This window comes from Spirillospora sp. NPDC049652, assembly GCF_040675125.1.
GTDB lineage: Bacteria > Actinomycetota > Actinomycetes > Streptosporangiales > Streptosporangiaceae > Spirillospora.
Genome location: NZ_JBFAOF010000636.1, coordinates 1 through 4326, shown reverse-complemented (window position 1 = coordinate 4326; position 4326 = coordinate 1). Strand labels below are relative to the sequence as shown.

At 74.1% G+C, this 4326-nt stretch carries 3 protein-coding genes; all 3 read right to left on the bottom strand.

Going from position 1 to position 4326, the window contains the following annotated elements:
- Nucleotides 1–130: 130 nt before the first annotated feature.
- Nucleotides 131–1414: a cytosine deaminase gene (codA, locus tag AB0J52_RS29605; protein WP_500185851.1), complete on the bottom strand. Its 1284-nt coding sequence runs from the start codon at nucleotides 1412–1414 to the stop codon at nucleotides 131–133.
- Nucleotides 1415–1425: 11 nt separating this feature from the next.
- Nucleotides 1426–2841, bottom strand: coding sequence for a purine-cytosine permease family protein (locus AB0J52_RS29600; RefSeq protein ID WP_500185848.1), 1416 nt, complete (start codon nucleotides 2839–2841; stop codon nucleotides 1426–1428).
- A gap of 129 nt (nucleotides 2842–2970) precedes the next feature.
- The coding region (locus AB0J52_RS29595) for an acyl-CoA synthetase (protein WP_500185847.1) at nucleotides 2971–4326 on the bottom strand (1356 nt) is incomplete at its 5' end.

The window sequence follows — 4326 nt, the reverse complement described above, 5'->3', positions numbered from 1 at the left end:
CACAGGGTTGGGGCGGGCGTGGGCGGACGAGTCGGCCTGGGGCTTCCGGGCTGCCGTGGATCGCCAGGTGACCGTCGCGTCCTGAGCGGGGGTTGGTGGCGGCGGCTTTCGCTCTCGCTGTAAGCGGGGTTCAGCGAGTGGTCGGGCGGGTGAAGTCGACTTCTCGGGTGGGTTCGCCGGGCCAGGTGAGGCGGGTGGGGGTGGCGGGGGTCTCGGCGATGAGGGTGCCGTGGGAGATGACGTGGGTGGGGCGGGTCTGGCGGCGGATGGCGTCGTAGGGGGACGCCGCCGGAAGGATGACGAGGCTGGCGGGGCGGGACTCGGCGATGCCGTAGCGGTCGCCCAGGTTCAGGACGCGGGCGGCGCGGTCGGTGATCATCCGGAAGGCCTCGTCGATCTCGGCGGTGCCGGTGAGCTGCGCGGCGGCGACGCCGACGAGGGCCACCTGGAGGGACGAGGCGGTGCCGAGGGGGTACCAGGGGTCCATGACGTCGTCGTGGCCGAAGGCGACGTTGACGCCCGCGGCGAGCATCTCCTTGACCTGGGTGAGGCCGCGGCGCTTGGGGTAGTCGTCGAAGCGGCCCTGCAGGCAGAGGTTGGCCATCGGGTTGCTGACCAGGTTGATGCCGCTGCGGGCGAGGACGCGCTGGAGCTTGTAGGAGTAGGCGCCGTTGTAGGACCCCATCGCCGTGGTGTGGGACGCGGTGGCGCGCTCGCGCAGGCCGCCGCGGCGGGCGAGGGTCGCGAGGACCTCGACGAAGCGGGACTGCTCGTCGTCGATCTCGTCGCAGTGCGCGTCGAGGAGCAGGCCGTGCCGCTGGGCGATGTCGAAGGCGATCTCCAGGGAGCGGACGCCGTCCTCGCGGGTGTCCTCGAAGTGCGGGATCGCGCCGACGACGTCCACGCCGCGCTCGGCCGCCTTCTCCAGCAGCTCCGGGCCGTCCTCGAAGGAGACGATCCCCTCCTGCGGGAAGGCGACGAGCTGCAGGTCCACGACGCCGCGGACGCGGTCGCGGACCTCGATCATGGCGTCCAGGGCGACCAGGGCCGGGTCGGTGACGTCCACGTGGCTGCGGACGTGCAGGACGCCGTTGGCGGCGTACCAGCGCAGCACCTCGGTGGCCCGGTCGATGACGTCCTGGCCGGTCAGGGTCCGCTTGCGCTCGGACCAGACGGCGATGCCCTCCCAGAGGGAGCCGGACGCGTTCCAGCGCGGCTCGCCCGCGGTGAGGGTCGTGTCCAGGTGGACGTGCGGCTCGACGAAGGGCGGGGAGGCGAGGCCGCCCGCGCCGTCCGCGAGGAGGTCGCCGGAGCCCTGGCCGGCGGGGACGATCCGGGCGAAGCGGCCGTCGTCCACCTCGATGTCGAGCAGCTCGTCGCGGCCGGACAGGCGGACGTTGCGGATGAGCTTCACCGGCGGACTCCTCAGTTGGACGGGCGGGCCGGGACGAGCACGGCCGCGCGGCGGCGGGACAGCAGCAGGTAGAGGCCGCCGGCGACGAGCGCGCCCGCGAGCCAGGACAGGTCGATGCCGCCGAGCGCCCCGGCGGCGGGGCCCTGGAGGGCCGTGGGGACGCCGTACTGGAAGCTCCAGGTGGCGAGGGCGCCCAGCAGGAAGGAGGCGACGGCGTCCCACCGGATGTCGCCGAGGCGGGACGAGCCGGGCGGGTCGTACAGGGCGTCGATGTCCACGTCCTGCCGCTTCACGACGTAGAAGTGGACGGCCATGACGGCGGCCCACGGCACGACCCAGGTGACGAGCCCGGCGAGCCAGGCGTCCAGGGTGTGCGCGAAGTCCTCCTGGAAGACCAGCAGGATCGTGAACGCGGCGGCGAAGATCCCGACGCCGTAGGAGACGGCGCGGCGCGACACGTTCCAGTCGACGGCCTGCGCGCACAGCGAGCACGAGTAGACGTTGAGGATGTTCGTCGCGATCGGGCCGTGCACGACCAGCAGCAGCACCGGGACCGCGAGCGCGCCGAACGAGTCGACGATCAGCTTGCCGGGGTCGGTGGTCTGGCTGGCGGTGGCGAGGGACGCGCCGAGCACGCCGAGCCACACGACCGGGACGAACTGCCCGAGCACGCTCGACCAGTAGAGCTTCCGGCGGGTCACCGACTGCGGGACGAAGCGGGAGTAGTCCGACGCGTAGGCGAACCAGGTGATGCCCCAGCCGACGCCGATCGCGGTCATGACCGTGGTCATGGCCGACAGGCGGCTCTTCCCGGCCAGGTGCGCGCCGGGGAAGTCCCAGTGCACGCCGGCCTTCGTCCAGGCGACGGCGGTCATCGCGGCGAGCACCACCAGCGTGATCGGGACCGTCCACTTCTCGAACGAGGCGATCGCCCGGAACCCGGACGCGGCGATCCCGACCTGCAGGCCCATGATCACCAGCACCACGACGACCTTGAGCGCGGTGCCGCCGTGCACGCCGAGCTGGCCGAGCAGGGCCATCACCAGGTCGAGCACGATCCAGGTGTTGACCGCGCACCAGCCCGCCGACATCACGCCCTGCAGCGCGGCCGGCAGGTACGCGCCGCGGCGGCCGAACGCCGACCGCGCCAGCACCATCTGGGTGACGCCGGTCCGCTGGCCCATCAGGACGAACAGCCCGAACACCGCCATCCCGAGGACGTTGCCCGCGACCAGCACGGTGATCGTGTCGGCGAGGCTCAGCCCGAGCTTGACGCCGAGGGCGCCGAGCACCCAGTTGATGGGGGCGATGTTCGCGCCGGCCCAGATCCAGAACTGGTGGAGGGCGGTCGAGCTGCGGGCCTCGGCGGGGACGGGCTCCAGCGAGTGGGCGGGGTCGGCGGCCGAGGCGTCATGCGTGCTTGTCATCTCGAAGCCTCAGCCTATCGGGCGGATCGCGTGGAACGTACCGCGCCGTCCTGAATGTCCGCGCAGGTGGGCGGCCCGATCACCCGGCCGGGCGGAACGCCCCGTCAGGCGATCACCCGGTCGGGCGGATCACCCACTCAGGCGGGTCTTCACGACCTTGCCCATGGCGTTGCGCGGCAGGGACTCCACGAAGTGGACGACGCGGGGCCGCTTGTGGGCGGAGAGGCGGTCCGCGACGAAGTCGGCCAGCTCCTTCTCCGCGACGCCGTCCTCGGCCACCACGAACGCGGTGACCCGCTCGCCGAGGTCCTCGTGCGGGACGCCGACGACGGCGGCCTCCCGGACGGCCGGATGCGCGAGCAGCGCGTTCTCCACCTCGCCCGCGCCGATCCGGTAGCCGCCGCTCTTGATCAGGTCGGTGGAGGCGCGGCCGACGATGCGGTGCCGTCCGTCCGGGTCGAGGATCGCGATGTCGCCGGTGCGGAACCAGCCGTCCGGGGTGAAGGACGCGGCGGTGGCCTCCGGACGGCCCAGGTACCCGTCGAACAGGGTCGGGGCGGACACCTCCAGGGCGCCGGGCGTCTCGCCGTCCGCAGGCACCGGGGCCCCGTCCTCGCCGGTCAGCCGGGTGCGGACGCCGGGCAGCGGGAACCCGACCGAGCCCGGGACGCGGTCGCCGTCCGCGCGGGCGCTCACCGTGATCAGGGTCTCGGTCATCCCGTACCGCTCGACCGGACGGTGGCCGGTGAGCTCGGCCAGCCGCTCGAAGACCGGGACCGGCAGCGGCGCGCTCCCCGACACCAGCAGCCGCGCGCCGCGCAGCGCCGCCGCGGCCCCGGGGTCGCGCGCGATCCGCGACCACACCGTGGGGACGCCGAAGAACAGCGTCCCGCCGTCGCGCGCCGCGTCCGCGTACGCCTCCGGGGCCGGCCGCCCGGTGTGGACGAGCGGCGACCCGGCCCGCAGCGGCCCCAGCACCCCGAGCACCAGCCCGTGCACGTGGAACAGCGGCAGGCCGTGGACGAGGGTGTCGTCCGCCGTCCAGGCCCACGCCTCGGCGAGCGCGTCGAGCCCGGCGGCGACCGCGGCGCGGGAGATCAGCACGCCCTTCGGGGCGCCGGTCGTCCCGCTCGTGTAGAGGATGAACGCCGTCGAGCCGGGGTCGCATCCGGGCGACGCGACGGTGCGCCGCTCGCCTTCCACCGAACCCCGGCCACCGCCGAGGTGCTCGGGCCCGCGTTCGGCCGCGGAAGCGGAGGTGGTCCCGGACGGGCGGAGGCGGTCCACGGCGACGAGCGGCGGGACGTCCGGGCCCTGCGGCGCGGCGTCGCTCGCGGCTAGCAGGCGGGTCGCGCCCGAATCGCGCAGGATGTGGGCGCGTTCGCCGGGTCCGGAGTCGGGGGGCAGCGGCACCACGGGGACGCCCGCGACCAGCCCGGCGACGACGGCGACCACGGTCTCCAGGGTCGGCGTCGCGTGGACGGC

What these genes read in the sequence shown, in the direction of transcription:
- AB0J52_RS29600 (WP_500185848.1), bottom strand. Translation starts at nt 2,841, where the DNA reads ATGACAAGCACGCATGACGCCTCGGCCGCCGACCCCGCCCACTCGCTG.